The organism is Vibrio sp. STUT-A16 (assembly GCF_026000495.1).
GTDB lineage: Bacteria > Pseudomonadota > Gammaproteobacteria > Enterobacterales > Vibrionaceae > Vibrio > Vibrio diabolicus.
Genome location: NZ_AP026765.1, coordinates 1,007,464 through 1,031,506 on the forward strand (window position 1 = coordinate 1,007,464; position 24,043 = coordinate 1,031,506).

At 45.5% G+C, this 24,043-nt stretch carries 21 protein-coding genes; 18 read left to right on the plus strand and 3 right to left on the minus strand.

Going from position 1 to position 24,043, the window contains the following annotated elements; translation table 11 throughout:
- The first annotated feature begins 28 nt into the window (after nucleotides 1-28).
- Nucleotides 29-1,114, plus strand: a complete 1,086-nt coding sequence (gene aroC, locus OO778_RS04780; protein WP_005397911.1) for a chorismate synthase — start codon at nucleotides 29-31, stop codon at nucleotides 1,112-1,114.
- Between the two features lie 86 nt (nucleotides 1,115-1,200).
- Here aroC and OO778_RS04785 read toward each other — a convergent pair whose 3' ends face one another.
- Entirely contained in the window at nucleotides 1,201-1,824 is a 624-nt protein-coding gene (locus OO778_RS04785; protein WP_074191661.1) for a trimeric intracellular cation channel family protein, read from the minus strand.
- A 333-nt stretch (nucleotides 1,825-2,157) separates the two neighbouring features.
- Between OO778_RS04785 and OO778_RS04790 the strand changes: the two genes are divergently transcribed.
- From OO778_RS04790 to OO778_RS04800, 3 genes are all read left to right on the plus strand, one after another.
- Nucleotides 2,158-2,688, plus strand: a complete 531-nt coding sequence (locus OO778_RS04790) for an elongation factor P hydroxylase (protein WP_012841543.1) — start codon at nucleotides 2,158-2,160, stop codon at nucleotides 2,686-2,688.
- 25 nt (nucleotides 2,689-2,713) lie between these two features.
- Complete coding sequence (locus OO778_RS04795; protein ID WP_005397926.1) at nucleotides 2,714-2,977, plus strand: YfcL family protein; 264 nt, start codon at nucleotides 2,714-2,716, stop codon at nucleotides 2,975-2,977.
- Between the two features lie 145 nt (nucleotides 2,978-3,122).
- On the plus strand, nucleotides 3,123-3,647 hold the full coding sequence (locus tag OO778_RS04800) for an NADPH-dependent FMN reductase (protein WP_012841544.1): 525 nt from the start codon (nucleotides 3,123-3,125) through the stop codon (nucleotides 3,645-3,647).
- Between the two features lie 76 nt (nucleotides 3,648-3,723).
- Here OO778_RS04800 and mnmC read toward each other — a convergent pair whose 3' ends face one another.
- A complete protein-coding gene (mnmC, locus tag OO778_RS04805) occupies nucleotides 3,724-5,742 on the minus strand; it encodes a bifunctional tRNA (5-methylaminomethyl-2-thiouridine)(34)-methyltransferase MnmD/FAD-dependent 5-carboxymethylaminomethyl-2-thiouridine(34) oxidoreductase MnmC (RefSeq protein ID WP_264910817.1) in 2,019 nt (672 codons plus the stop codon).
- 128 nt (nucleotides 5,743-5,870) lie between these two features.
- Between mnmC and fabB the strand changes: the two genes are divergently transcribed.
- From fabB to purF, 10 genes are all read left to right on the plus strand, one after another.
- Complete coding sequence (fabB, locus tag OO778_RS04810; RefSeq protein ID WP_264910818.1) at nucleotides 5,871-7,082, plus strand: beta-ketoacyl-ACP synthase I; 1,212 nt, start codon at nucleotides 5,871-5,873, stop codon at nucleotides 7,080-7,082.
- A gap of 341 nt (nucleotides 7,083-7,423) precedes the next feature.
- Nucleotides 7,424-8,557, plus strand: a complete 1,134-nt coding sequence (locus OO778_RS04815) for a 4-phosphoerythronate dehydrogenase (protein WP_074191659.1) — start codon at nucleotides 7,424-7,426, stop codon at nucleotides 8,555-8,557.
- On the plus strand, nucleotides 8,554-9,567 hold the full coding sequence (locus OO778_RS04820) for an aspartate-semialdehyde dehydrogenase (RefSeq protein ID WP_005397941.1): 1,014 nt from the start codon (nucleotides 8,554-8,556) through the stop codon (nucleotides 9,565-9,567). The genes OO778_RS04815 and OO778_RS04820 overlap by 4 nt, the downstream gene beginning before the upstream one ends.
- Nucleotides 9,568-9,764: 197 nt before the next feature.
- Nucleotides 9,765-14,141, plus strand: a complete 4,377-nt coding sequence (locus OO778_RS04825) for a FimV/HubP family polar landmark protein (protein WP_264910820.1) — start codon at nucleotides 9,765-9,767, stop codon at nucleotides 14,139-14,141.
- A 138-nt stretch (nucleotides 14,142-14,279) separates the two neighbouring features.
- On the plus strand, nucleotides 14,280-15,074 hold the full coding sequence (gene truA / locus OO778_RS04830; RefSeq protein ID WP_005397196.1) for a tRNA pseudouridine(38-40) synthase TruA: 795 nt from the start codon (nucleotides 14,280-14,282) through the stop codon (nucleotides 15,072-15,074).
- 197 nt (nucleotides 15,075-15,271) lie between these two features.
- On the plus strand, nucleotides 15,272-16,198 hold the full coding sequence (gene accD, locus OO778_RS04835) for an acetyl-CoA carboxylase, carboxyltransferase subunit beta (protein WP_005397203.1): 927 nt from the start codon (nucleotides 15,272-15,274) through the stop codon (nucleotides 16,196-16,198).
- A 46-nt stretch (nucleotides 16,199-16,244) separates the two neighbouring features.
- The gene (folC, locus tag OO778_RS04840) at nucleotides 16,245-17,507 is read left to right on the plus strand and encodes a bifunctional tetrahydrofolate synthase/dihydrofolate synthase (protein WP_264910823.1); all 1,263 of its coding nucleotides are present in this window, start codon (nucleotides 16,245-16,247) and stop codon (nucleotides 17,505-17,507) included.
- Nucleotides 17,508-17,521: 14 nt separating this feature from the next.
- A complete protein-coding gene (locus OO778_RS04845) occupies nucleotides 17,522-18,115 on the plus strand; it encodes an SPOR domain-containing protein (protein ID WP_005397207.1) in 594 nt (197 codons plus the stop codon).
- A 61-nt stretch (nucleotides 18,116-18,176) separates the two neighbouring features.
- Nucleotides 18,177-18,668: a CvpA family protein gene (locus OO778_RS04850; protein ID WP_005380590.1), complete on the plus strand. Its 492-nt coding sequence runs from the start codon at nucleotides 18,177-18,179 to the stop codon at nucleotides 18,666-18,668.
- Nucleotides 18,669-18,704: 36 nt separating this feature from the next.
- Complete coding sequence (gene purF / locus OO778_RS04855) at nucleotides 18,705-20,219, plus strand: amidophosphoribosyltransferase (RefSeq protein WP_005397209.1); 1,515 nt, start codon at nucleotides 18,705-18,707, stop codon at nucleotides 20,217-20,219.
- A gap of 66 nt (nucleotides 20,220-20,285) precedes the next feature.
- Here purF and OO778_RS04860 read toward each other — a convergent pair whose 3' ends face one another.
- Nucleotides 20,286-21,161, minus strand: coding sequence for a LysR family transcriptional regulator (locus tag OO778_RS04860; RefSeq protein ID WP_005397211.1), 876 nt, complete (start codon nucleotides 21,159-21,161; stop codon nucleotides 20,286-20,288).
- 288 nt (nucleotides 21,162-21,449) lie between these two features.
- On the opposite strand from OO778_RS04860, the gene OO778_RS04865 reads away from it, so the two are divergent.
- From OO778_RS04865 to apt, 4 genes are all read left to right on the plus strand, one after another.
- Nucleotides 21,450-22,556, plus strand: a complete 1,107-nt coding sequence (locus tag OO778_RS04865) for a response regulator (RefSeq protein ID WP_005397213.1) — start codon at nucleotides 21,450-21,452, stop codon at nucleotides 22,554-22,556.
- Between the two features lie 224 nt (nucleotides 22,557-22,780).
- Nucleotides 22,781-22,912 carry a hypothetical protein gene (locus OO778_RS04870; protein WP_005380608.1) on the plus strand — a complete coding sequence of 44 codons (132 nt, stop codon included), beginning with the start codon at nucleotides 22,781-22,783 and terminating at the stop codon, nucleotides 22,910-22,912.
- Between the two features lie 72 nt (nucleotides 22,913-22,984).
- Nucleotides 22,985-23,332, plus strand: coding sequence for a YbaN family protein (locus OO778_RS04875; protein WP_043884580.1), 348 nt, complete (start codon nucleotides 22,985-22,987; stop codon nucleotides 23,330-23,332).
- 162 nt (nucleotides 23,333-23,494) lie between these two features.
- Entirely contained in the window at nucleotides 23,495-24,040 is a 546-nt protein-coding gene (gene apt, locus OO778_RS04880) for an adenine phosphoribosyltransferase (protein WP_005380615.1), read from the plus strand.
- Nucleotides 24,041-24,043 lie beyond the last annotated feature (3 nt).

The window sequence follows — 24,043 nt, forward strand, 5'->3', positions numbered from 1 at the left end:
GGCGTAGCGATAAAAACTTGAGGAAGTAATGGCAGGAAACAGTATCGGACAACATTTCCGAGTGACGACATTCGGGGAAAGTCACGGTATCGCACTGGGATGTATCGTAGACGGATGTCCTCCGGGGTTAGAAATTACAGAAGCAGATCTGCAAATCGATCTTGACCGCCGTCGTCCAGGCACATCACGTTACACCACACAACGTCGTGAACCGGATGAAGTTAAAATTCTTTCTGGTGTTTTTGAAGGCAAAACCACAGGCACATCGATCGGTTTGCTAATTGAAAACACCGATCAGCGCTCAAAAGATTACTCGGACATCAAAGATAAATTCCGTCCGGGTCATGCTGATTATACTTACCACCAAAAGTATGGCATCCGTGACTATCGAGGTGGCGGCCGTTCGTCTGCTCGTGAAACCGCAATGCGTGTGGCGGCGGGTGCAATCGCGAAGAAATACTTGAAAGATGAGTTTGGTGTTGAGATTCGCGCGTACTTGTCACAAATGGGTGATGTTTCTATCGACAAGGTAGATTGGAACGAAATCGAAAACAACGCGTTCTTTTGCCCAGATGTGGACAAGGTAGAAGCGTTTGACCAACTTATCCGTGACCTGAAAAAAGAAGGCGACTCAATTGGCGCGAAAATTCAGGTTGTGGCAACTAACGTGCCTGTTGGTCTTGGTGAACCTGTATTTGACCGTCTGGATGCAGACATCGCGCACGCGCTAATGAGCATTAATGCGGTGAAAGGCGTTGAGATCGGTGATGGCTTTGATGTGGTAAACCAAAAAGGCAGTCAACACCGTGATACGCTTGCTCCTGAAGGTTTTGGCAGTAATCACGCGGGCGGTATTCTTGGCGGTATCTCAACTGGTCAAGACATTGTGGCTAACATTGCGCTTAAGCCAACATCAAGCATCACCGTTCCGGGTGAGACCATCACAAAAGAAGGTGAGCCAACTCAATTGATCACCAAAGGTCGTCATGATCCTTGTGTGGGTATTCGTGCCGTACCAATTGCTGAAGCGATGCTCGCGATTGTGGTGATGGATCATTTGCTGCGTCATCGTGGTCAGAACCATGGCGTAACAACTGAAACACCGAAGATTTAAGCTTAAAAATAAGCTTGATAGAAAGACAAAAGGCTGCTCAATGAGCAGCCTTTTTAATGTGTTTTCACTACGCGTTTAGATTTAAATTAATGGAGTGAGCCTTCCGTTTCCAAATTGAAAGAAGGGAGACGCCACTTAAAACGTACCGCGGCCATACGCAGCATATAACCGGTGATCAGTGTAATGATAGTGGCTGTTACATCGGGAACATTAAATTCTAATAGCGCTAAGTACATTCCCGATGCGATAAGAGCGACAGAAGCGTAAAGTTCTTCATGCAGTACCAACGGTGTTTGGCGACAGATTAAGTCGCGGAGTAGCCCACCGAATACACCCGTTACTAGCGCTGAAACCATACAGATTCCAGGGTGTAAGCCCATGCCCATCGCAATCTTAGTTCCGATGATGCTGAACACGATTAGACCTAACGCATCAAGGCGGATGAATAGACCTTTTAACTTAATCACCCATTTCGCTAAGCCTGTGGTAAGTACACCCGCAACACACGTGATTGCTAGGAACTCTGGGTTTTTTACCCAACCAAGAGGGTAGTGTCCCAGTAAAATGTCACGTACGGTGCCACCACCAATGGCCGTTGCACTGGCCACCAACATAACACCAAACCAGTCCATTTTTCTTCTACCAGCGCTCAACGCACCTGTCATGGCTTCAGCCGTGATACCAATGATATACAACACACTTAGCAACATAGGGAGACACTCAACGTAAAAAGTCACTACGTTCTACGTGAATCATCGTAGGCGCAGCAACAACACTTACAAAAGGTTTTATCATTCTTAAAAAGTGATTAAAACCAGCAACATGCCTGTAATCAAACCGCTTAAAAAACAGCAGTTTGAGCAGCATCAAAATAAGGCGAGAGTGTAGTAGCAAATGAGTACGCTGACGAATGAGAAATTATATGGAGAAAGCGATGTTCAGATAAATTCAACTAATAACCAAAACTGTGGGAGCACCTTTACCTTATAGATAAAAACAGCGACAATACGCAGCGCATGTCAAACTGAAGTACAAACTCGACGATGACCCACGAATACCAAGACCTTATCACCATTTTCAATGACACCTTTTTAGACCAATTTAATACGAAATTGGAGTTAGGTGGTGATGAGCCTATTTATCTTCCTGCTGATGATGAACATCCTCATCATCGGATTATTTTTGCTCGGGGTTTTTATGCCTCCGCATTACACGAAATCTCGCATTGGTGTGTGGCAGGGCCAGAGCGTCGTTTGCTGGAAGATTTTGGCTATTGGTATGAACCCGATGGGCGCACGGCAGAAGTTCAAGCGGAGTTTGAGAAAGTTGAAGTGCGTCCGCAAGCTTATGAATGGATTCTGGCACAAAGTGCTGGCTTCCCTTTTACGGTGAGTTGTGACAATCTACACGGCGATTTTGAACCAGATAGGCTCGGCTTTATGCAGAAAGTGCATAAAGAAGTGTTAGGTATTTTGGAAGCTGGCTTGCCTTTGCGAGTGAAAATGCTTTCGGATGCTCTGCGTGCGTTTTACCAAACCAAGCCGCTGGAAGCGTCAGACTTTTGCGTTAAATAACCTCAAATAACCTCAGAGATACACCATGATTATTGAATTTGAAGAAAAACTACTGGAACTGATTGATGCTCGAATTGAAACAGCATCTGACGATGAATTGTTTGCTGGTGGTTATCTACGTGGTCACATCTCTTTGTCTGCGGCATCTTGTGAAGAAGAAGGCATTAGCGATATTACTGAGCTGAAGTCACGCATTGAGAGCAGTTTGGAAGACGCTCGTACCGAGTTAAGCCCAGCTGATCGCGCGATCGTCAGTGACTTGTGGCAAGAACTGCAGGCTCAGGCTTAATCTCCGAACGTCGTTCTCCATTTATTAGTCCAAGTCATTTACTACTTCGAAAAATTCGAACCTCTCCATAAAATTTTTGTGGTTGTAGCGAAACTGTTCAACTTTTATTCTGATCAGCATAAAACGTGAACAAAGGATTACAACCATGAAAATTGTCGCATTTGGTGCATCTACCAGCTCTACCTCAATCAACAAATTACTTGCTACCTACGCAGCAAACCAAGTCGAAGGCGCTCACGTGAACGTTTTAGACTTAAACAATTATCAAGTACCGATGTTTAGCGAAGACAAAGAAAAAGAAATTGGTCAAGCTGAAGGTGCTGTCGCATTTTTACGTGATTTGGCTGAGGCTGACGCTATTGTTGTTTCCTTTGCAGAGCATAACGGTTCATACCCAGCAGCGTATAAAAACCTGTTTGATTGGGCAACGCGCATTGAGCGCAACGTATTCCAAAACAAGCCGGTCGTTTACTTAGCAACTTCTCCTGGTCCGGGTGGCGCACAGAGCGTTCTTGCAGCAGCAACAGGTTCCGCGCAATTTTTCGGAGCAGATGTGAAAGCATCGCTATCTGTGCCGAGCTTCTACGAGAACTTTGATGTGGAGTCTGGTGAGGCGGTAAATCCGGAAGTAGCAGAGCAAGTGAAACAGGCAATTGCACAGCTGAAGTAATTTCAACACGAGTGACTTAATGAGTTAGCGATTCCCGACACATATTTGCGTCGGGAATGTAAACGAGAGAATACTCTTACAGCTCAGTAATGGCTTTGCCTTTTCTTAGTTTACGAACCCACATTCGACTTGGATGAAGTTCGGTCAATACATCAACAGGTAATGGCAGCGGGTCCCCACAGATTTGCGAGGCCAACACTTCAGCTAACAATGGTGCAGAGCTCAGCCCACGAGATCCTAAACCTAAGAAGCAGAATAGGTTAGTGAACTGATGAACGGTTTCTACCTCTTCTGCTTTTTGATTTTGTAAGTTGGCGTATTGCGTTTTTATCGTCTCAAAGTCACCCACATTTCCGACAAATGGTAAGTGATCTCGGCTCACGCAGCGAATACCTTGGCGAGATCGATTGCCACTGATATCTACCTCTTTTGGCCATTCTTGGTTCGATACGCACTTAACTAGTTTTTCTGCGTTATCCTTCTGAGCGTTTTCATCAAATTCGTAGTCTAGGTGACTGCGATCGTAGCTTGCGCCTATGCACAGGTGCTGATTGTTTGGGTTAACAGGCGTCATGTAGCCGTCGTAACACAATACCGTTTTCAATTGACTCAGCGTTTCGGTTGCCGGAGCATGACTGACTTGCCCTTTCACCTGTCCCATCGGCAGGGAAGCGGTTTGGCTCAATGTTTGGAACTCATGGCCATTCGCAACCACAACGGTTGAGTGCTCAAATGTTTGACCATTGACCGTTAGTGTCCAAAGCTGATGGTCTTCATCCCAATTTAATGCTTCAACGTGATGTTCAAACTTCGTTGAGAGTAACGATGTCTGTTCTAATTGTTTGATTAACCCACGCGTTAGCTCGGCAGGGCACAACCACCCTCCCATAGGGTAGTGCACAGACGATATATCGATAGGTAATCCGATAGTATTCGCAGTTTCCTCGGCGGACAGTTTTTGAATCAATTCAGAAGGAAAATTACCCGCAAGCATCTTTTCCAGCTTATCAGCAGATTTTTCATCCCACATTAGCTGAGTTACACCACACCAATCGTGATCGAATGTAACCGACTTCGCAGCTTGTTCAATAAATTGTCTTGCAAACAAAAATGCAGGCGCAAACACACGCGAAACACCAGTATGAGGACCGTTCAACAAGGGATACACGGCCCCTTGACGATTACCCGACGCTCCTTCGGCTGGTTGAGTGTCTTTACAGTAAAGCGTGACGTTTTGGCCACGACGAACCAACGTTTTCGCTAACGCCGCGCTGGCAATACCGCCTCCGATTATGGCAATCGAATCAAGGTTGCTGGACGCCGTGCGATTGAACCACGGAAGATGGTTCGACTGCTTTTCGTGTTGTTCCATCGAACCTGCGATCATTTCACGCTTGGTGCCAAAGCCTTTGACTTTTTTCATTGCAAAGCCTGCTTCGTTCAATCCTCGACGCACAAAGCCCGCTGCGGTAAAAGTGGCAACTGTACAGTCTTGCTTGGCTAACTTAGCCATGTTGTTGAACAGATTTTGGTTCCACATCTCTGGGTTTTTACTTGGCGCGAATCCATCTAAAAACCAAGCGTCAATCAAACCTTGTTCGTTGTATGGGACTTGCGGCATGCAGTCTTTGATGTCGCCAAACCAAAGGTCGAGTGTAATTGCGCCATCTTCAAGCACAATGCGGTGACACTCAGGTACGGCGGAAGGGTAGTGTTTTTGTAACTTTTCCGCGTACTCAGCTAGCTCAGGCCAAGCTTCATGCGCCTTCTTTAAATCCGCTTGGCTTAGCGGGTATTTTTCAAAGCTAATAAAATGCAGCTCTTTCAATGCTGCGTCTGGATGCTGACGACGAAACTCACTAAACCACTGGCATACTGCTAAGAAGTTTAATCCCGTGCCAAATCCTGTTTCACCAATGACAAAACGTCTTTGGTCAAATTCCTGCCATCTTTCTGGGAGATGATTTTGTTTTAAGAAAACGTAGCGTGTCTCTTCAAGACCGTTTACGTTAGAGAAGTAAACATCATCAAATTGGTCTGAAACCGGAGTACCAGCTTCGTTCCAACCAAGTTCTGCGTTTTTTATTGAAGTCATAATGGTGCAAATTTGTGATTTGGCGCGGTAAGAATGGGGCGATTGTACGAATTTATGGGAAAGCTGACCACTTTTGTTGACTATCTTAGTTATCATCTAGCGGATTTTTGAATTATAGGAATGTCATAATGAAACGAGTCGTAATCACCGGTATGGGTATTGTTTCAAGTATCGGTAACAACGTCGAAGAAGTTCTAGCGTCTCTTAAAGCGGGCAAATCTGGCATCACTGCATCTGAGCAGTTCAAAGAACACGGTCTTCGTTCGCAAGTATGGGGTGACCTAAAAATCAACCCGGCGGAACACATCGACCGTAAGCAGATGCGCTTTATGGGTGATGCGGCTGCTTATGCATACCTATCAATGGAGCAGGCAATCGCAGACGCTGGTCTTACAGAGGATCAGGTTTCAAACGATCGTACCGGTATCGTTGCGGGTTCTGGCGGTGCTTCTGCATATAACCAAACGGTAGCGACAGACACGATACGCGCAAAAGGCGTAAAGCGAGTTGGCCCTTACATGGTTCCTCGTACTATGTCTTCTACGGTTTCTGCTTGTCTTGCTACGCCATTTAAGATTCGTGGTGTGAACTACTCAATGAGCTCTGCATGTGCTACTTCTGCACACTGTATCGGTCACGCGATGGAGCTTATTCAACTTGGTAAACAAGACATTGTTTTTGCTGGTGGCGGTGAGGAGCTTGATTGGTCTCAAACCATGATGTTTGACGCCATGGGTGCGCTGTCAACGAAATACAACGACACTCCAGACAAAGCATCTCGTACGTATGATGCGGACCGTGATGGTTTCGTTATCTCTGGCGGTGGCGGCATGCTGGTTATCGAAGAGCTTGAGCACGCTCTAGCACGTGGCGCGAAAATCTACGGTGAGATCGTAGGTTACGGTGCGACTTCAGATGGCTACGACATGGTAGCACCATCAGGTGAAGGCGCGATCCGTTGTATGAAGATGGCGATGCAAGACGTTGACGGTGTGGATTACATCAACACGCACGGCACGTCGACACCAGTTGGTGACGTGAAAGAGCTTGGTGCGATCCAACAATTGTTTGGTGAGAACAGTCCAGCAATCTCTGCAACAAAAGCAATGACTGGTCACGCACTAGGCGCCGCTGGTGTGCACGAAGCGATTTACTCAACACTTATGCTAGACAAAAACTTCATTGCTCCAAGCATCAATATTGAAAACTTGGACGAAGCAGCTCAAGGTCTGGACATCGTGACAGAAGCACGTGATGCAGAGTTAACAACCGTAATGTCAAACAGCTTTGGCTTTGGCGGCACAAACGCAACTTTGGTTATTAAAAAGTACCAAGGTTAACTGAATTTGTTGGCGCGCCACGTGAGTGAGAACAGCGTCAACAATCCAGTTTCCAGAGCTTGATCAGTCACACTGATCGAACAGACGCAGACTCTATCCCATGGAGAGCGGGATAGGATCCTTTTGTTCTGGAACTTTGCCCGGCTATTTAGCCGGGCTTTTTCTTTTCTCAATTTCTGCTTTTTACGTTGCTTCCCGTTAAACGACTTCTTTGGAGCCAATCTCCTTGAGGTTTATTAGGGTTATTTCTTGAGATTTTTCGGGAAAAGGGCACAATCGTTTTAGTTTCGCATCTTGCGAATAAACGAACTCATACAAATGGATGTTAAAACGCTGGCGCTATGAAAATTATTGTTGATGAAAATATGCCGTACGCTGAAGAGCTATTCAGCCAACTCGGTAACGTAATTCTAAAACCAGGTCGTACACTGACGGCTGATGATTTAGTGGATGTTGATGCCCTAATGATTCGCTCAGTCACTAAAGTGAATGCTGACCTGATCAGCAAAGCAAACAAGCTAAAGTTTGTTGGTACCGCAACAGCAGGTATGGATCATGTCGACCAAGCGCTTTTAAAAGAGAAAGGTATATTCTTCACCGCTGCGCCGGGTTGTAACAAAGTGGGTGTGGCGGAATACGCGTTCAGCGTGATGATGGTGCTCGCTCAGCAACAAGGCTTCTCGGTATTTGACAAGACGGTAGGTATTATTGGTGCAGGCCAAGTAGGTAGTTACCTAGAGAAATGTTTGAAAGGCATGGGGATTAAAGTTCTCATCAATGACCCATTCAAACAAGAGGCTGGTGATCCTCGTAGCTTTACTCCGTTGACAGAACTGATTGAAAGCTCAGACATCATTACGCTGCACACGCCAATCACCAAAGATGGCCTATATCCAACTCATCATTTAATTGATGAAACGGTTTTAAACTCGCTTCGTGGTGATCAGATTTTGATTAACGCCGCGCGAGGTCCAATCGTTGATAACGAGGCATTGAAGCAACGTCTTTTGAAAAACGACGGTTTTACCGCAGCGCTTGACGTATTTGAATTTGAACCAGAGGTTGATATGGAGCTTCTGCCTCTGCTAGCATTCGCAACCCCTCACGTTGCAGGCTACGGCTTGGAAGGGAAAGCTCGCGGTACGACGATGATTTTCAACAGCTACTGTGAGTTCTTAAATAACGAATTACGTGCGCATGCCAGCGATTTACTGCCAACCGCGCCTGTTCCTACTATGGTATTGGACAGAGCTTGGGATGAAGCAACACTGCATAACATCACGCAGTTAATCTATGATGTGCGTAGAGATGACGCTCTTTTCCGTCGTGAGATCAGTAAGCCAGGTGCTTTTGACCTGATGCGTAAAAACTACTGGGATCGCCGTGAATACAGCGCTGTCACGCTAGTGGGTAACAAAACATGTAACCTTGCTCCATTAGCAGAACTAGGTTTTCAGATTGAGGTAAGTCAATGAGCCAGCAATATAATGTTGCCATTTTAGGTGCGACCGGTGCGGTCGGTGAAACAATTTTAGAAGTGCTTCAAGAACGTAAATTCCCAGTGGGTGACATTCACTTATTGGCAAGTGAGCGTAGCGAAGGCAAGACTTATCGCTTTAATGGCAAAACGGTTCGTGTACAGAACGTTGAAGAGTTTGATTGGTCTCAAGCTCATATTGCGTTGTTCTCTGCTGGTGGTGAACTATCTGAAAAATGGGCCCCAATCGCGGCAGATGAAGGTGTTATCGTTATCGACAACACTTCACACTTCCGTTACGAGTACGACATTCCTCTTGTTGTGCCAGAAGTAAACCCAGAAGCGATTGCAGAGTTTCGTAACCGTAACATCATCGCGAACCCAAACTGTTCGACCATTCAAATGCTGGTGGCACTAAAACCAATTCACGATGCAGTGGGTATTGAGCGTATTAACGTATCTACATACCAATCCGTATCTGGTGCGGGTAAAGCGGGCATTGACGAACTAGCAGGTCAAACGGCTAAGCTTCTAAACGGTCTGCCTGCGGATAAGAAGCAATTCTCTCAACAGATTGCGTTTAACTGTATTCCGCAAATCGATCAGATGATGGAAAATGGCTACACCAAAGAAGAAATGAAAATGGTGTGGGAAACACAGAAGATCTTTAACGATCCATCAATCACAGTAAACCCAACGTGTGTGCGTGTGCCGGTATTCTATGGTCATGCTGAAGCGCTTCACATTGAGACTCGCTCTCCAATCGATGCACAAGAAGTCGTTAACTTGCTTGAGCAAACTGACGGTATCGAAGTCTTCCACGGTGATGACTTCCCGACGCAAGTGCGTGATGCGGGTGGTAAAGATCATGTTATGGTTGGTCGTATCCGCAACGATATCAGCCACCACAGTGGTGTAAACTTGTGGGTTGTGGCGGATAACGTGCGTAAAGGCGCAGCAACTAACGCGGTACAAATCGCTGAAGTCCTGATCCGCGATTACTACTAAGTCACTTACTGTTCATTTCAAAGCCTCGCATTATGCGAGGCTTTTTTGTACGAACGGAACAAAATAGTGTGAGATTAGTACGAATATGGCGAGAGCCACACATTTTTTATTCTCAACGCTATAGTTTTGCATGTGATATCCGATATATTTAACCGATCACCATTTCAAATTGTATTTAGCACAAAACTGAGCCTTCTATGCGTCAAAATTATAAGCGTTTGTTAGCAGCCCTTGTGTTGATGAGCGCGACTCAGACATCATCAGTGGTTCAAGCCGAAGGAATTCGTCTTGTTGGACCGTCTGGTGAAGTGCAATCATCTCCGAGCTATGCTGAAGATATTGAGCGAGCATTACCTGCTCCTCCTGCAAATACTCAGCCGTCACGTTTCTTTGGTCCGACTGGTGAAAATCAAACACTATGGTCGATCGCTTCAGAATTACGACCTTCACGCGGTGTTACCGTTCAACAAACGCTTCTTGCCATTTATCGAATTAACCCTCAAGCGTTTGAGAACCAAAACATTCATGAGTTGATCCCAGGGAGTCGACTACGAGTACCGTCTCTAGAGCAAGTGCAAAGCGCGACTACAGAGCAAGCTGTTGCGATTATGAAGGCGCACGAGGCTAAGTTAAAACAGCCGAAGCCGACAAATAGAGCCACGCCAGCGCAACGCGTCACCGAGCAACCAAAGCCACAAATAAAAGTAGAACCCAAGCCTGTTGCTCCTAAGCCAGAAACTACTGTAGCTGCGGAACCAAAACCGGTTCAAAAAACAATACCAGTTATTCCTGCGCCACCTGTGAACACCTCTCCGCAGGGTGAAAAGCAGGTCAGTGCGTTAAAAGACAAACTTCAAGGCTCACAAAGTGAATTAGAGTCATTGGAAGAGAAGAACCATCGTCTTCGCTTAATGTTGTCAGAAGTGCAAAGCGAAGTTGAAACCTTGAAAAATGAGCTGAATGACGAAGAACGCATTCGCTCGGAAGTCGAGAAACTGCTTGCTGAAGAGCGCCAACGCCTTGCTGAGCAACAACGCATGCAGCCAAGTACGATTGACAAGATTCTGTCTAATGGTTGGCTTGTCGGCTTAGCGGCGCTTATTCCAGGTGCATTGCTAGCACTGTTGGTTGTGATGTTGCTTGGTCGCCGTTCTAAAAACAAAGAGGAAGAGCCTGCTGCGCAATCGCCGCAGGAAACCGATCCATTAGCTGCGCCAATTGGTTTAGCAGCGACGGACGAGCTGGATGAAGAACTCACACTTGATGATGAGTTGTTCGCAGATGAAGATATAAATACTCAGGCTACACAAGAAGAGAAGCCAGACTTAGAAGAAGACGTCTTTGCCAACCTTGACGATGAAGAACTGGATTTCAATCTAGAAGGGGACGATGACCCATTTGCGGGTATCGGTGATGACGGCGATCTGGATGTTGGTCTGGATGAGTTTGAGTCATCGAACAATGGTATTCAAGTTAACGGCGAAGAAAAAGCGCTTGGTTTAGAAGAGATGGAGCGAGCCTTAGATGAGGTTGCTCCAGAACTAGAAGTGCTCGATGACGATGAGGCTGGCTTCGATCTTTCAGATGATACGAACGAGAAAGCAGACTCGCTTTCAGACGACGCATTTGCGGAACTACTTGCAGCAGATGAGCCGTCAGAAGAGTTACCAAGTGACACTGTCGATCAGGATATGCTTGATGACTTGTTTGCGGAACTTGGCAATGACGACTTCGACCTAGATACCGATGAACCTGAACTAAAACAGCCCGTATCGGATGATGATTTCAGCGCAGGGGAGGCATCTGATGACGATATCGATAAGCTATTAGCTCAATACGAGCAGCCTGTTACTGAGTCGACAGAAGTTGAAGGTGACGTCAGCGAAGACGCCGTTCTAGATGAAAACAGTACGGACTTACTCGATGAACTGATCGATTTTGACGAAGATGAAACAGACGACGAGTTTGACCCACTGAATGAGCTAGAAGCACTCTCTGGTTTTGAAGGTGATGACTCGATTGAAGAGTTAGATGCAGATAGCACAGATTTACTGGATGAAATCATTGATGACGTCACACCAGAACTTGATGAAGAGACAGGAACTGAGACTGAGTTAGACCCGTTTGATGATCTGATTCGAGAGGACGAAAGCCCTGCACAGACTAAATCGGAAGAGGAAGAGTTACTCGCTTCACTTGGTTTTGGCGAACCAGACGGCGACGAAAAACCATCTTCAATAGCCGAGTCAGAGCCCGCTCATGAAGAGCCGGAAATTGAGTCTGGTTTGGACATCGATGCTTTATTAAGTGACAGTCAACCAGATCCGCAACAAACAGCGCCAGAGCAACCATTAACCGAGCCAGAAACTGATTCAGAGCCATTTAGCAGCGATGAGTTTCTTGGTGATTTAGAGGATCTCTCACCAGAGAACGATCCTTTAATGAGCGAGCTAGACGACTTGTTTGAGTCAGACAGTGAAGAGCTTCAGCCTACAGAGCAAGAAAAAGCTGACTTTTCTGCTGAACTGGATGCGCTATTTGATACTGAAGATGATTTAACGCAACAACAAGTTGAAGAGCCGCAAGCTGAGATAGAGGAACCTTCGCCACAACAAGAAGAGGATGCCAATTCTAAGTCAACGCAAGATGCATCCGTAGAGCCTGATGCTAAAGTGCCGCCTCAAGTTGAGACAGAAGAAGACGCTCCAGCGTTCACTCCGACACCAAATACAGTAGAAAATGAATTTGGTGTTCCACAAGAAGAAGATTGGCTACTGGATGAGCCTGAACTAGAAAGTGACACTCAACCAGAACAAGAACAAAACTCGGGTAACAAAAGTGAGCCAGAAAGCTCAGAACTAGCATCAGAAACTGATTCGGCCACCAATGCAGAAGAAGAATTCAATTTTGATGAACTCGATCTACCAGAGTTCAGCGAAGAAGACGCACTGGCGTCCATGGCAGGTGAACCTACGTTAGATGAATCAGAGTCTATCGAGCCTGAGCGCTCTGAAGCTGAGTCGGCTACTGAAGCAGAAGAGTTCGATTTCGATGAACTCGAACTGCCAGAGTTTAGTGAAGAGGATGCATTGGCGTCCATGGCAGGCGAACCTACGTTAGATGAACCAGAATCTATCGAGCCTGAGCGCTCTGAAGCTGAGTCGGCGACTGAAGCAGAAGAAGAGTTCGATTTCGACGAACTCGAACTGCCAGAGTTCAGCGAAGAGGACGCATTGGCGTCCATGGCAGGCGAACCTACGTTAGATGAACCAGAATCTATCGAGCCTGAGCGCTCTGAAGCTGAGTCGGCGACTGAAGCAGAAGAAGAGTTCGATTTCGATGAACTCGAACTGCCAGAGTTTGGTGAAGAGGATGCATTGGCGTCCATGGCAGACGAATCTGCGTTAGATGAATCAGAGTCTATCGAGCCTGAGCGTTCTGAAGCTGAGTCGGCGACTGAAGCAGAAGAAGAGTTCGATTTCGATGAACTCGAACTGCCAGAGTTTGGTGAAGAGGATGCATTGGCGTCCATGGCGGACGAATCTGCGTTAGATGAACCAGAATCTATCGAGCCTGAGCGCTCTGAAGCTGAGTCGGCTACTGAAGCAGAAGAAGAGTTCGATTTTGATGAACTCGAACTGCCAGAATTCAGTGAAGAAGATGCATTGGCGTCTATGGAAGAAGAGCCAGAATTACCGAGTTCTGAAACCGCAGATATAGAACCAATCTCCGGTGAGGATGAAGAGCTAAGTTTTGACGACCAAGATCTTCCTGAGTTCAATGAGGAAGATGTTCTCGCATCAATGAATGAGAGTGCGCCAGAGACTCCTAATGTTGAAACTGAGACATCGAGACCAACTCTTCAAGCCGATAACGATCATGATGCTTTGTTTGAAGTCTTTGCGCAGCAAAACGGTTTTGATACTGAACCAGAAGTGCAGCCAACGGCGACAGAGGGTGAGCCGCTAAGTGACTTAGATGATGAATCTTCAATGGCTAACCTTCTTGCTGAAGACGCAAGTTCAGAGGTGTTTGAAGGTCAGTTAGACAGTGATACCATCGCAAGCGCAGGTATGGACTTTGAAACCATGCTTGATGTTGGAGATGATTGGGATGGCTTTAAACCAGCTGCCGATAGCGTAAGTTCTACGGAAGATGTGCCTGAGGACCAGCGTGATGTTTGGAATTCGAGTGACGCACTAAGTCAGCCAGAGATCGCGCAAGAAAACTGGGCAGAGCAAAGCGACTTGGATGACTTTGACCCGAAGAAAAATCAATTTATGACGATTGATGAATTAATGGCTCAGGTCGATAAAGAAGGTGGTGAGTTCGAAGAGGAAGATCTGAAGCTTGATGTCGGATTGAACGAGTTTCCAGATGTTATCGGTGAGATCGGCGATGTTGACGTAGATAGCAACGCTGAAGCTGCTGGAAAACTGGACCTTGCTAAAATCTATCTCGAGATGAACGATTCTCAAGGGGCGATAAAGCTACTAGAAGAGGCGATTGTTTACGGTGAAGATGATATTCGCCGCGAAGCAAAGAGCCTGATTGATGCCATTAATGGCCGATAAATCGAAAAGGGTAGCGTTGGCTACCCTTTTTGTGTCTCGCTAGTATGATGCTACCTCTACGTCATCCTTGTTGAAACTGGCAACTTGAGGTGACTTGAGTATATACTTCCCGCCCCATTTTAGAGTTCGAAGGTTAAGATGAGAATCGCATTAGGTATCGAGTACAACGGTACAAACTACTTTGGTTGGCAGCGCCAAAGAGAAGTGAAAAGTGTCCAAGAAGAGCTAGAGAAAGCATTGTCCGTTATTGCTAATCACCCAGTTGAAGTGCAGTGTGCTGGTCGGACAGACGCTGGCGTGCATGGCACAGGACAAGTTGTGCACTTTGATACCAACGTTACTCGAAAAATGGTAGCTTGGACCATGGGCGCAAACGCGAACATGCCGAGTGATATAGCGGTTCGTTGGGCTAAGGAAGTCCCAGATGATTTCCATGCACGATTCTCAGCGACAGCGCGCCGTTATCGTTACATTATTTTCAATCATGCTTTACGACCTGGCATCTTAAACTCTGGTGTGAGCCACTATCATGGTGAGCTCGACGAGAAAAAAATGCATGAGGCAGGGCAGTATCTGCTTGGTGAAAATGATTTTACGTCGTTTCGTGCGGCGCATTGTCAGTCTCGTAGCCCATTTCGAAACTTGATGCATCTGAACGTTACGCGCCATGGGAACTATGTGGTTATTGATATTAAAGCCAATGCGTTCGTGCATCATATGGTTCGTAACATCACGGGTAGCTTGATAAAGGTTGGACGTGGTGAAGAGAGCCCTGAATGGATCAAATGGTTGCTAGAGGCTAAAGATCGCAAACTAGCGGGTGCGACAGCGAAAGCGGAAGGTCTGTACCTGGTAGATGTAGACTATCCAGAAGAATTTGGGTTACCTGAAGTGCCGATCGGTCCACTGTTTTTGCCAGATAATTTGAACTAATTTTACAAACTTATTTCAAAATATCGGTAGTGTTTACATTGAATGTGAGCGGAAAACATACGCTATTTATGATATCAAAAATAGGTACAACCAGTTTTTTATCTACAGTAGCTGCAAGATATGGTTTAATCCGTCGGTATTATGTCGAATTTATATCTTTCGCAATGAAGCGGAAGAGTTGAGAGAAAAGGTCTTCCATGAGTTGGCTTGAAAAGATTTTAGAGAAAAGCAACCTAGTAAGTTCACGCAAAGCTTCTATCCCAGAAGGTGTGTGGACTAAATGTACCTCTTGTGAACAGGTTTTATACCATGCTGAACTAGAGCGTAACCTAGAAGTTTGTCCAAAGTGTAACCATCACATGCGCATGAAAGCGCGTCGTCGTTTGGAAACGTTTTTAGATGAAGGCAATCGAGTTGAATTAGGTACCGAACTTGAGCCACAGGATAAACTGAAATTTAAAGATTCTAAGCGATACAAAGAGCGTATCTCTGCAGCACAAAAAAACAGCGGAGAGAAAGATGCGCTAGTTGTGATGCAAGGTGAACTGCTTGGTCTCCCCCTTGTGGCGTGTGCGTTTGAATTCTCCTTTATGGGCGGTTCAATGGGTTCAGTTGTTGGTGCTCGCTTCGTTAAAGCGGTGGATGCAGCAATTGAAAACAATTGTGCACTTGTTTGTTTCTCAGCAAGTGGTGGCGCTCGTATGCAAGAGGCATTGATGTCTCTTATGCAAATGGCAAAAACCAGTGCTGCGCTTGAGCGTCTATCAGAAAAAGGTCTGCCGTTTATTTCGGTTCTAACTGACCCTACAATGGGTGGTGTATCAGCAAGTTTGGCTATGTTGGGTGATATCAACATCGGTGAACCTAAGGCGCTGATTGGCTTTGCTGGTCGTCGTGTTATCGAGCAAACAGTACGTGAAGATCTTCCTGAAGGTTTCCAGCGTAGTGAGTTCCTGCTTGATCACGGTGCGATTGATATGATCGTTGACCGTCGTGAAATGCGTCAGCGTGTGGGTGGTCTAATCGCTAAGATGACTAACCACAAGTCTCCTTTGGTGGTTTCGGTTAACGAATCTCCAAATGAAGAACCATATTCTGTACCAGAAGCGGACGAAAAAGGGTAAAGTATCAACTAACATAAAAACCAAAGAATTTAATGGTTAAAGTTAGATGACCCAAAACCCAATTCCTCAAGCCACATCTTCATTAGAGATGTGGCTTGATTATTTAGCAAATATTCATTCCTCAGCAATTGATCTAGGCTTAGACCGTGTCCAAGCGGTAGCAAACAAAGCCAATCTTACCAAACCAGCTCCAACCGTAATCACTGTTGCCGGCACCAATGGCAAAGGCTCAACGTGTGCGTTAATGGAAGCCATTTTACTCGATGCTGGCTATTCAGTCGGTGTTTACAGCTCTCCGCACCTGATTCGTTACAACGAGCGTGTACGCATTAATGGCGTCGACGTTGTAGATGCAAAGCACTGTGAAGCATTCGACTATGTAGAAAAGCAGCGTGGTGATATCAGCCTTAGCCTCTTTGAATTCGGTACGCTTGCTGCGCTACGTATTTTCCAAGTAGAGAAAGTCGACGTTGTGTTGCTTGAAGTAGGACTTGGCGGCCGTCTAGACGCCACCAACGTTGTTGACCATGATGTTTCTGTTATTACGAGCTTAGCGATCGATCATGTGGATTGGCTTGGTGATGACATCAATGTCATTGGTTTTGAAAAGGCAGGCATTTACCGTTCAGGGAAGCCAGCAATTTGTGGTCAACCAACGCCACCGGCGACCGTGGCGGCTCATGCTGACGATATTGGCTCTGAGTTCTTCCAAGTTGGTATTCAGTATGATTACCAACTAACTAATAATGGTTGGAAGTGGAGCAGTGGTGCATTTGCTTTAGAGGATTTACCTGTCCCATCGTTACCGCTACAAAATGCGGCAACAGCATTGATGGCGTTAGGAGCATCGGAATTGCAAATCACTGACATAAACATTGTTAATGGCTTGAATAATGCTCGCCTGGCAGGGCGTATGCAGGTACTGCATCACGAACCTGAAATAGTCCTTGATGTCGCTCATAACCCGCACTCTGCTGAGTATTTGGTAGAGAGAGTGAAGCACCAATATTTGGGTAAGAATATCCATATTGTGGTCGCGATGCTGCATGACAAAGACATTAAAGCAACCATTGAAGCGCTAACTCCAATTGCAACACAATGGTATCCAGCGTCGCTAACCGGACCGAGAGCGGCGACTGCTGGAGAGTTGTGCCAATACTTACCTGATGGGCAAGTTCATTTTGAAAACCCTGTTGACGCCTTTGAGAATGCAAGAAGCCACGCAAAGCAAGAAGACGTTATTCTGGTGGTTGGCTCATTCCATACCGTCGGAGAGGTATTGGAACATTGGCAATCAAATAATAAATAAGTAAAGGTATTTTGATGGCAAGTAAATTCCAAAGTCGTTTAGTCGGCACCATCATTCTAGTCGCAGTCGGAGTGATTGTTCTTCCCGATGTGCTAGATGGTAAGAAACTGCACTACAAAGAAGAATTTGCCAGTATTCCTATCAAACCTGAACTTGATAGTGATGTGGAAAACTTCGAAATATTAGAGCCAGTGGAAGACGATATAGCGTTACCGGACTCTCCAGTTGAAGCGGTGGTGCAGGAGCAAGAGGGCGCCCAAGTGGCTGCTTCTGAGCCTGACCCAACGCCGACGCCTAAACCAGAGGTCATCAAACAGCCAGAGCAAGTTGAGGTGGCCACTCGTCCTGTGCAAGAAAAAAATCAATATGAAGATTCTGCTTGGATCATTCAGTTGATGGCGCTTAAGAATCACGAAAATGCGGTCGCGCTTGTCGCTGATTTGCAAAAGCGTGGCTATCAAGCCCATACAAAGAAAGAAAACGAGTTTACGAGAGTGATTGTTGGCCCTGATGTGTCAAAAAGTAAACTTGAACGACAAGTCAAGGAATTACAAAAAATTACAGGCTCAAAAGGTCAATTGCTTAAATTTAAGCCATTAAATCCATAAGAAAACGTTTGCGTCAGCATTTTTTCTGTTAAAATGCGCGCCAACTTAAGATGAAGAAAACATGAATTGGATAGATTTTATCATTTTAGGTGTGATCGGATTTTCAGCTCTGATCAGTTTAGTTCGCGGTTTTGCTAAAGAAGCTTTGTCTTTGGTGATTTGGTTTGGAGCGTTTTTTATCTCCAGCAACTACTACGCCAAATTGGCGGTGTACTTCACCAACATCGAAGATGACATGTTTCGTAACGGAGCGGCGATTGCGGCTTTATTTGTCGCGACCTTGGTAGTTGGTGCAGTGGTGAATTACGTCATTGGTCAACTGGTACAAAAAACAGGGCTATCAGGTACGGACCGAATTCTTGGGATTGTATTTGGTGGTCTACGCGGAGTCTTAATTGTTTCTGCGGTGCTGTTTTTTATGGATGCGTTTACTGCATTCCCAAGCTCGGATTGGTGGAAAGATTCACAGTTGATCCCTGAGTTCAGCCGTATCATCGCCCCATTCTTCGAGCATTTACAAGCAACATCAAGTTTTCTGTCTGGCACTATCTAGTAGTGCCAGCTACTGTCGCAAATCGAGGATTAGGACATGTGTGGTATTGTTGGAATCGTGGGCACAACGCCTGTAAACCAGTCTATTTATGACGCGTTAACGGTGTTACAGCATCGTGGCCAAGATGCCGCTGGTATTTGTACCATAGAAAGCAATCGTTTTCGTCTGCGCAAGGCGAACGGTTTAGTCAAGGATGTATTTGAAGCAAGACATATGCAGCGCCTGCAAGGCGAGGTCGGAATTGGTCATGTTCGTTACCCAACAGCAGGCAGTTCAAGCGCTTCAGAAGCTCAACCTTTCTACGTAAACTCTCCTTTCGGTATTACACTTGCCCACAATGGCAACTTGACCAACGCTAACGAAGTTCGTCAAAAGCTGTTTGAAAAAGATCGCCGTCATATCAATACCACTTCAGACTCCGAAGTATTACTAAATGTACTGGCACACGAAATTGACTCAGTAAAAGGAAATGTCACGACAGAAGACGTATTCCGCGCAGTCACCAATGTGCATCGCACAATTCGTGGTGCTTACGCTGTGACTGCCATGATTATCGGTCATGGTATGATTGCGTTTCGTGACCCACACGGTATTCGCCCTCTATGTTTAGGTAAGCGTGAAGTTAATGGCAGAGCGGAGTACATGGTTGCGTCTGAATCGGTAGCATTGGATGCCGTCGGTTTTGATTTTGTTCGTGATGTTGCACCTGGTGAGGCGATCTACGCAACGTTTGACGGTGAACTGTACACGAAGCAGTGTGCAGACAATCCTAAGCTGAACCCTTGTATTTTTGAGTTCGTGTATTTTGCTCGCCCAGATTCGTTCATCGATAAAATTTCGGTATACAGCGCTCGCGTTGAAATGGGTAAAAAGCTGGGCGAACGTATTCGTGAAGATTACGCAAACCTTGATATCGATGTTGTCATTCCTATCCCTGAAACGTCTTGTGACATTGCACTGCAAATCGCTCAAGCGATCGATATCCCTTACCGCCAAGGCTTCGTGAAAAACCGTTACGTGGGGCGTACGTTTATCATGCCTGGTCAGCAACAACGTAAGAAATCTGTACGTCGCAAGTTGAATGCAATTCGTTCGGAGTTCAAAGATAAGAATGTGTTGCTGGTGGATGACTCTATCGTTCGTGGTACTACGTCAGAACAAATCATCGAAATGGCACGTGATTCTGGTGCGAAGAAAGTGTACATGGTATCAGCAGCACCAGAAGTTCGATTCCCGAACGTGTACGGCATTGATATGCCAAGTGCTACCGAGCTTATTGCTCATGGCCGTGACAACGATACAATTTGTAAGCAGATTGGTGCTGATGCATTGATTTATCAACGTCTAGAAGACTTGGTTGAGGCAGTCGGTCTTGGAAACCAAGATATTACTCAGTTCGATACATCCGTGTTTAACGGCGAATACGTAACGGGTGATATTGACCAACAATACCTAGACTTCTTAGATGGTCTTCGTAACGATGATGCGAAAACACAACTTGAAATCCAACAGGATTTAGCAAACCTAGAGCTGCATAACGAAGGCGCATAATAGGCGTTTTCTTGAGGCGTAAAAAAACCAGAGCTCCGGCTCTGGTTTTTTGTATTCGCTATCGAATTAGTGAATGTTGTAAGCGATCACAAAGTCGATAAAGAGACGAACTTTCTCTGGCAGGTGATCTTTGTGGTTGTAAAGCATATAAATGTCGCGCGGGTTTGCACTCCAATCTGGCAGTATGCGTACCAAATCGCCGCTTTCGATGTATTCTTTGATCATGACATCTGGCATTAGCGTGATGCCTAAACCTTCGGAACAAGCACTGCGTACTACATTTAGTGCATTCGCCTGAAAGCGACCACGATCAACGTTTACGACAGACTCGCCTTTGCTATTAATTAAGGTCCACTTGATAAGAGGGTAGCCTTTTAGCAATGAATGGTTAGAGAGCTCTTCTGCGTGGTTTGGTGCCGGATTCGAGGCAAGGTAGTCAGGACTTGCGACAAGAATATCCTTCACTTCGCCAATCTTACGTGCGATCAGGCTAGAATCACGTTGGGGCCCCACTCGAAAAATGACATCCCATTCAGTAGGGTCAAGCTTGTCTGCATTATTTTCTGTCGTTAGTTCGATATTGATGTCCGGATACTGCTTCATAAAGCTGTTGAACATCGGCATCATCATGCGCTTAGTTAAGTTATAAGGCGCCGATATCTTAATCTTGCCTGATGCTCCTCGGCAGTCGTCAGTGATTTCCTCTGCTGCCGTGGTTAGCCTTTGTAGCAAAGGAGAGCACTCATGGTAAAAACGTTCCCCGGCTTCTGTAAGCGAGAGTTTGCGAGCGTGACGGTTCAACAGTCGAAGATTGACAGAGTCTTCTAGCGCTTGAATGCGTCGGGTGATGGTCGCAACCGGGATCATGGTTTTTCGCGAAGTTGCGGTGTAGCTCCCATTTTCGACAACCAGTCGAAACAGGTTTAAGTCATCTAATTTCATATTTCCAGACACATTAAATTACCGATTACGGCTAATTTATAATTAACTTTGTGATCAAAGCTTGCTTTAAGTCAACATGTTGCATCATTTGAACACAGCAACCCTGTTTGAGTAAATACTGTTATACCCCGTAATATTTGTATAAACGCCGTTTTCAAGCTACGTTTTATAACAAGGCGGAACGGCCTCAAGTCTTGCTGCGCAACGTTTCGCCGGATGTAAACACAACAAAAATAATGACTTAATAATAAATCTGTTTTTTGACTTAGCTTTGTGAGGTGTAAAGGTATGTTTAAGACTCACAGTCAAACGGCAATGGTCTCGGCACAGGAAGTGGTTAATCAAAAACTAATTATGTTGGTGGATGATGATCCAATATTTCGTAAAGTAACCAATGCTTATTTAGAAAGTCAGGGTTTTAAAGTAGTAGAAGCTGAAAACGGCCTAGAGGCGCTTCAACAACTCAGGGAATGCCAACCCGATCTTATCTTGTGTGATTTATCGATGCCGGTATTAGATGGCATTGAATTCGTCGAAGAAGTCAGTCTTGAATATCCATACTTGCCGCTTATCGTGGTATCCGGCACGGATGAAATGTCCGATGTCGCGAAAGCGTTGCGATTTGGTATTAAAGATTTTCTTCCTAAACCGATAGGTAATTATGAGCACCTATCTCAGGCGATAGACAATACGCTCGAAGATACCGATAGCCATTTCTCAGAACAGCGAGACTTTTCAAGTCAGTGGTTCCGAGTCGATGACGGTGGCGAAATCCCAGATGAGCAAGAGCTTCACTGGCATCTAGAGTATTTGCAGCAGAACCCGAGTGCTGCAAGAGATTTACTGCATGCTCTATTGCCAGAGAAAGATGCTTCTCAAGGTGATTGGCGCTGCTCATACCGTTTATTGCAATCGACGGACGTTATGCCACTGGTGTTCGATTATCGTTGGTTAATGAACGGGCAATTTGCGTTCTATCTCGTTGACTCTGCTTCCCAGAGTAATGATGGTGTCGCGACGACATTGCTTGTTAGGGCTTTGTTTGACGATTACCTGCGTAATTTGAAGAGTTTCAGTGCTGATCTGAAGGATATGGTAGGGATCATTGAAAAAGGAATCGAGTGTTCAGAGTGCGCTGGTGCGGTTAATGCTGTATTTGGTGTCGCCGATCTGGCTTCGTCCTCTGTTTCTATCCTGCCTGCGGGTTTAGATAGCCATTGGTCTGACGGAAATACTAATCAACATATCGCGGCTGGTAACTGTTTAGGGGCAGGAAGTATGAAAAACTTCATAACCCGAGATTTACCGCTAGGTGTTGCTGGTCAGTTATCCATCGGTTGTTTAGGCTCTTCAAGTTTTAGCTTAAATATTGCCCGGAAATCACGACTGGTATAATTCTGACTTCATTACACAATAGGCAGCGTCTTGGCGCTGCTTATTGTCTTTTTAGAACCACAAAAAACAACAAATGCTCGAACAATAACCTTACTTTTTACTGGTGTTTAGATTTGGCTGTTTAAGGTATAGTCAACGCCTAAAACAATAATGACCCATTTGTGCAACGATAATTTAACGCTGTGCCTTGGGAGAAGCAAAGTCAACTAGTGAGAAGATACATCATGGCAGACAAAGATTTTAAAGAGCCTTATAATATTTTTTACTTTTTAGGTTTCATTGCAGTACTTTTAATTCCAACACTACCTGCAACGCTAACCTGGCTTCGTGTAATGAATGGTTACGCAGGCTTTTAATCTAGCTATTTTGTACCGGAGTTCACCATTCGTATTAAGCGTTACTTTTTCAATACCGTTGGTGGACTCTGTATTGTGCTCGGCATTGCTGGCATAGCCCTTCCGCTTTTACCCACCACTCCTTTCATTCTACTTGCTAGTGCATGTTTTATGCGTGGTAGCCCCGCATTTCATCATTGGCTACATAACCACAAAACGTTTGGACCGATTCTCGATAATTGGCATAAGCACCGGGCTGTTACTTCAAAAGTAAAACAGCGTGGCGCCATTTTTATTGCACTTAGTTTCATGGTTTCAATCGTTGTTGTTCCCCTTGTTTGGGTGAAAATTGGTCTTTTAGTGATGCTAATCGTTTTACTCGGCTGGTTTATGCGTCTGCCTGTGATTGAGTTGGTTGCTGACAGAGAAGAAAATCACTAAGATTGTAGAGAATAGTGTGCCCGCTCTTCGAGTGGGCGTTTGTATTTTCAGCGCCTGTGACTCTTACGAAAATAAGCACATAGTGGTGAAAACCTATTGTTCGTTGCCCTCGTGATACTGCGATTAGAGAGGGCGATGAGCCAATCTAAGTAAATCGGTATTATGACTACAGAAACAATTTCACTGATCAAATCTAGCATCAAAAGCATCCAAGACTACCCAAAGCCAGGCATTCTATTTCGTGATGTGACGAGCCTTCTTGAAGACGCAAAAGCATACCAAGCGACGATCAACCTTCTTGTTGAACGTTACAAAGATATGGGCTTTACCAAGGTTGTGGGTACGGAAGCTCGTGGCTTTTTATTTGGTGCGCCTTTAGCGCTTGAGCTAGGTGTTGGTTTTGTACCAGTGCGTAAACCAGGCAAGCTACCACGTCCTACTGTTGCTCAATCTTACGAGCTTGAATACGGCGTTGATACACTAGAAATCCATACAGATGCCATCGTTGAAGGCGACAAAGTACTGGTTGTCGACGATTTATTGGCAACGGGCGGCACTATTGAAGCGACGACTAAGCTGATTCGCCAACTGGGCGGTGAAGTTGAGCACGCTGCGTTCGTTATCAACCTACCAGAAATCGGTGGCGATAAACGTTTAGAAGCACTAGGTCTAAACGTGTACAGCATTTGCGATTTTGAAGGACATTAATAC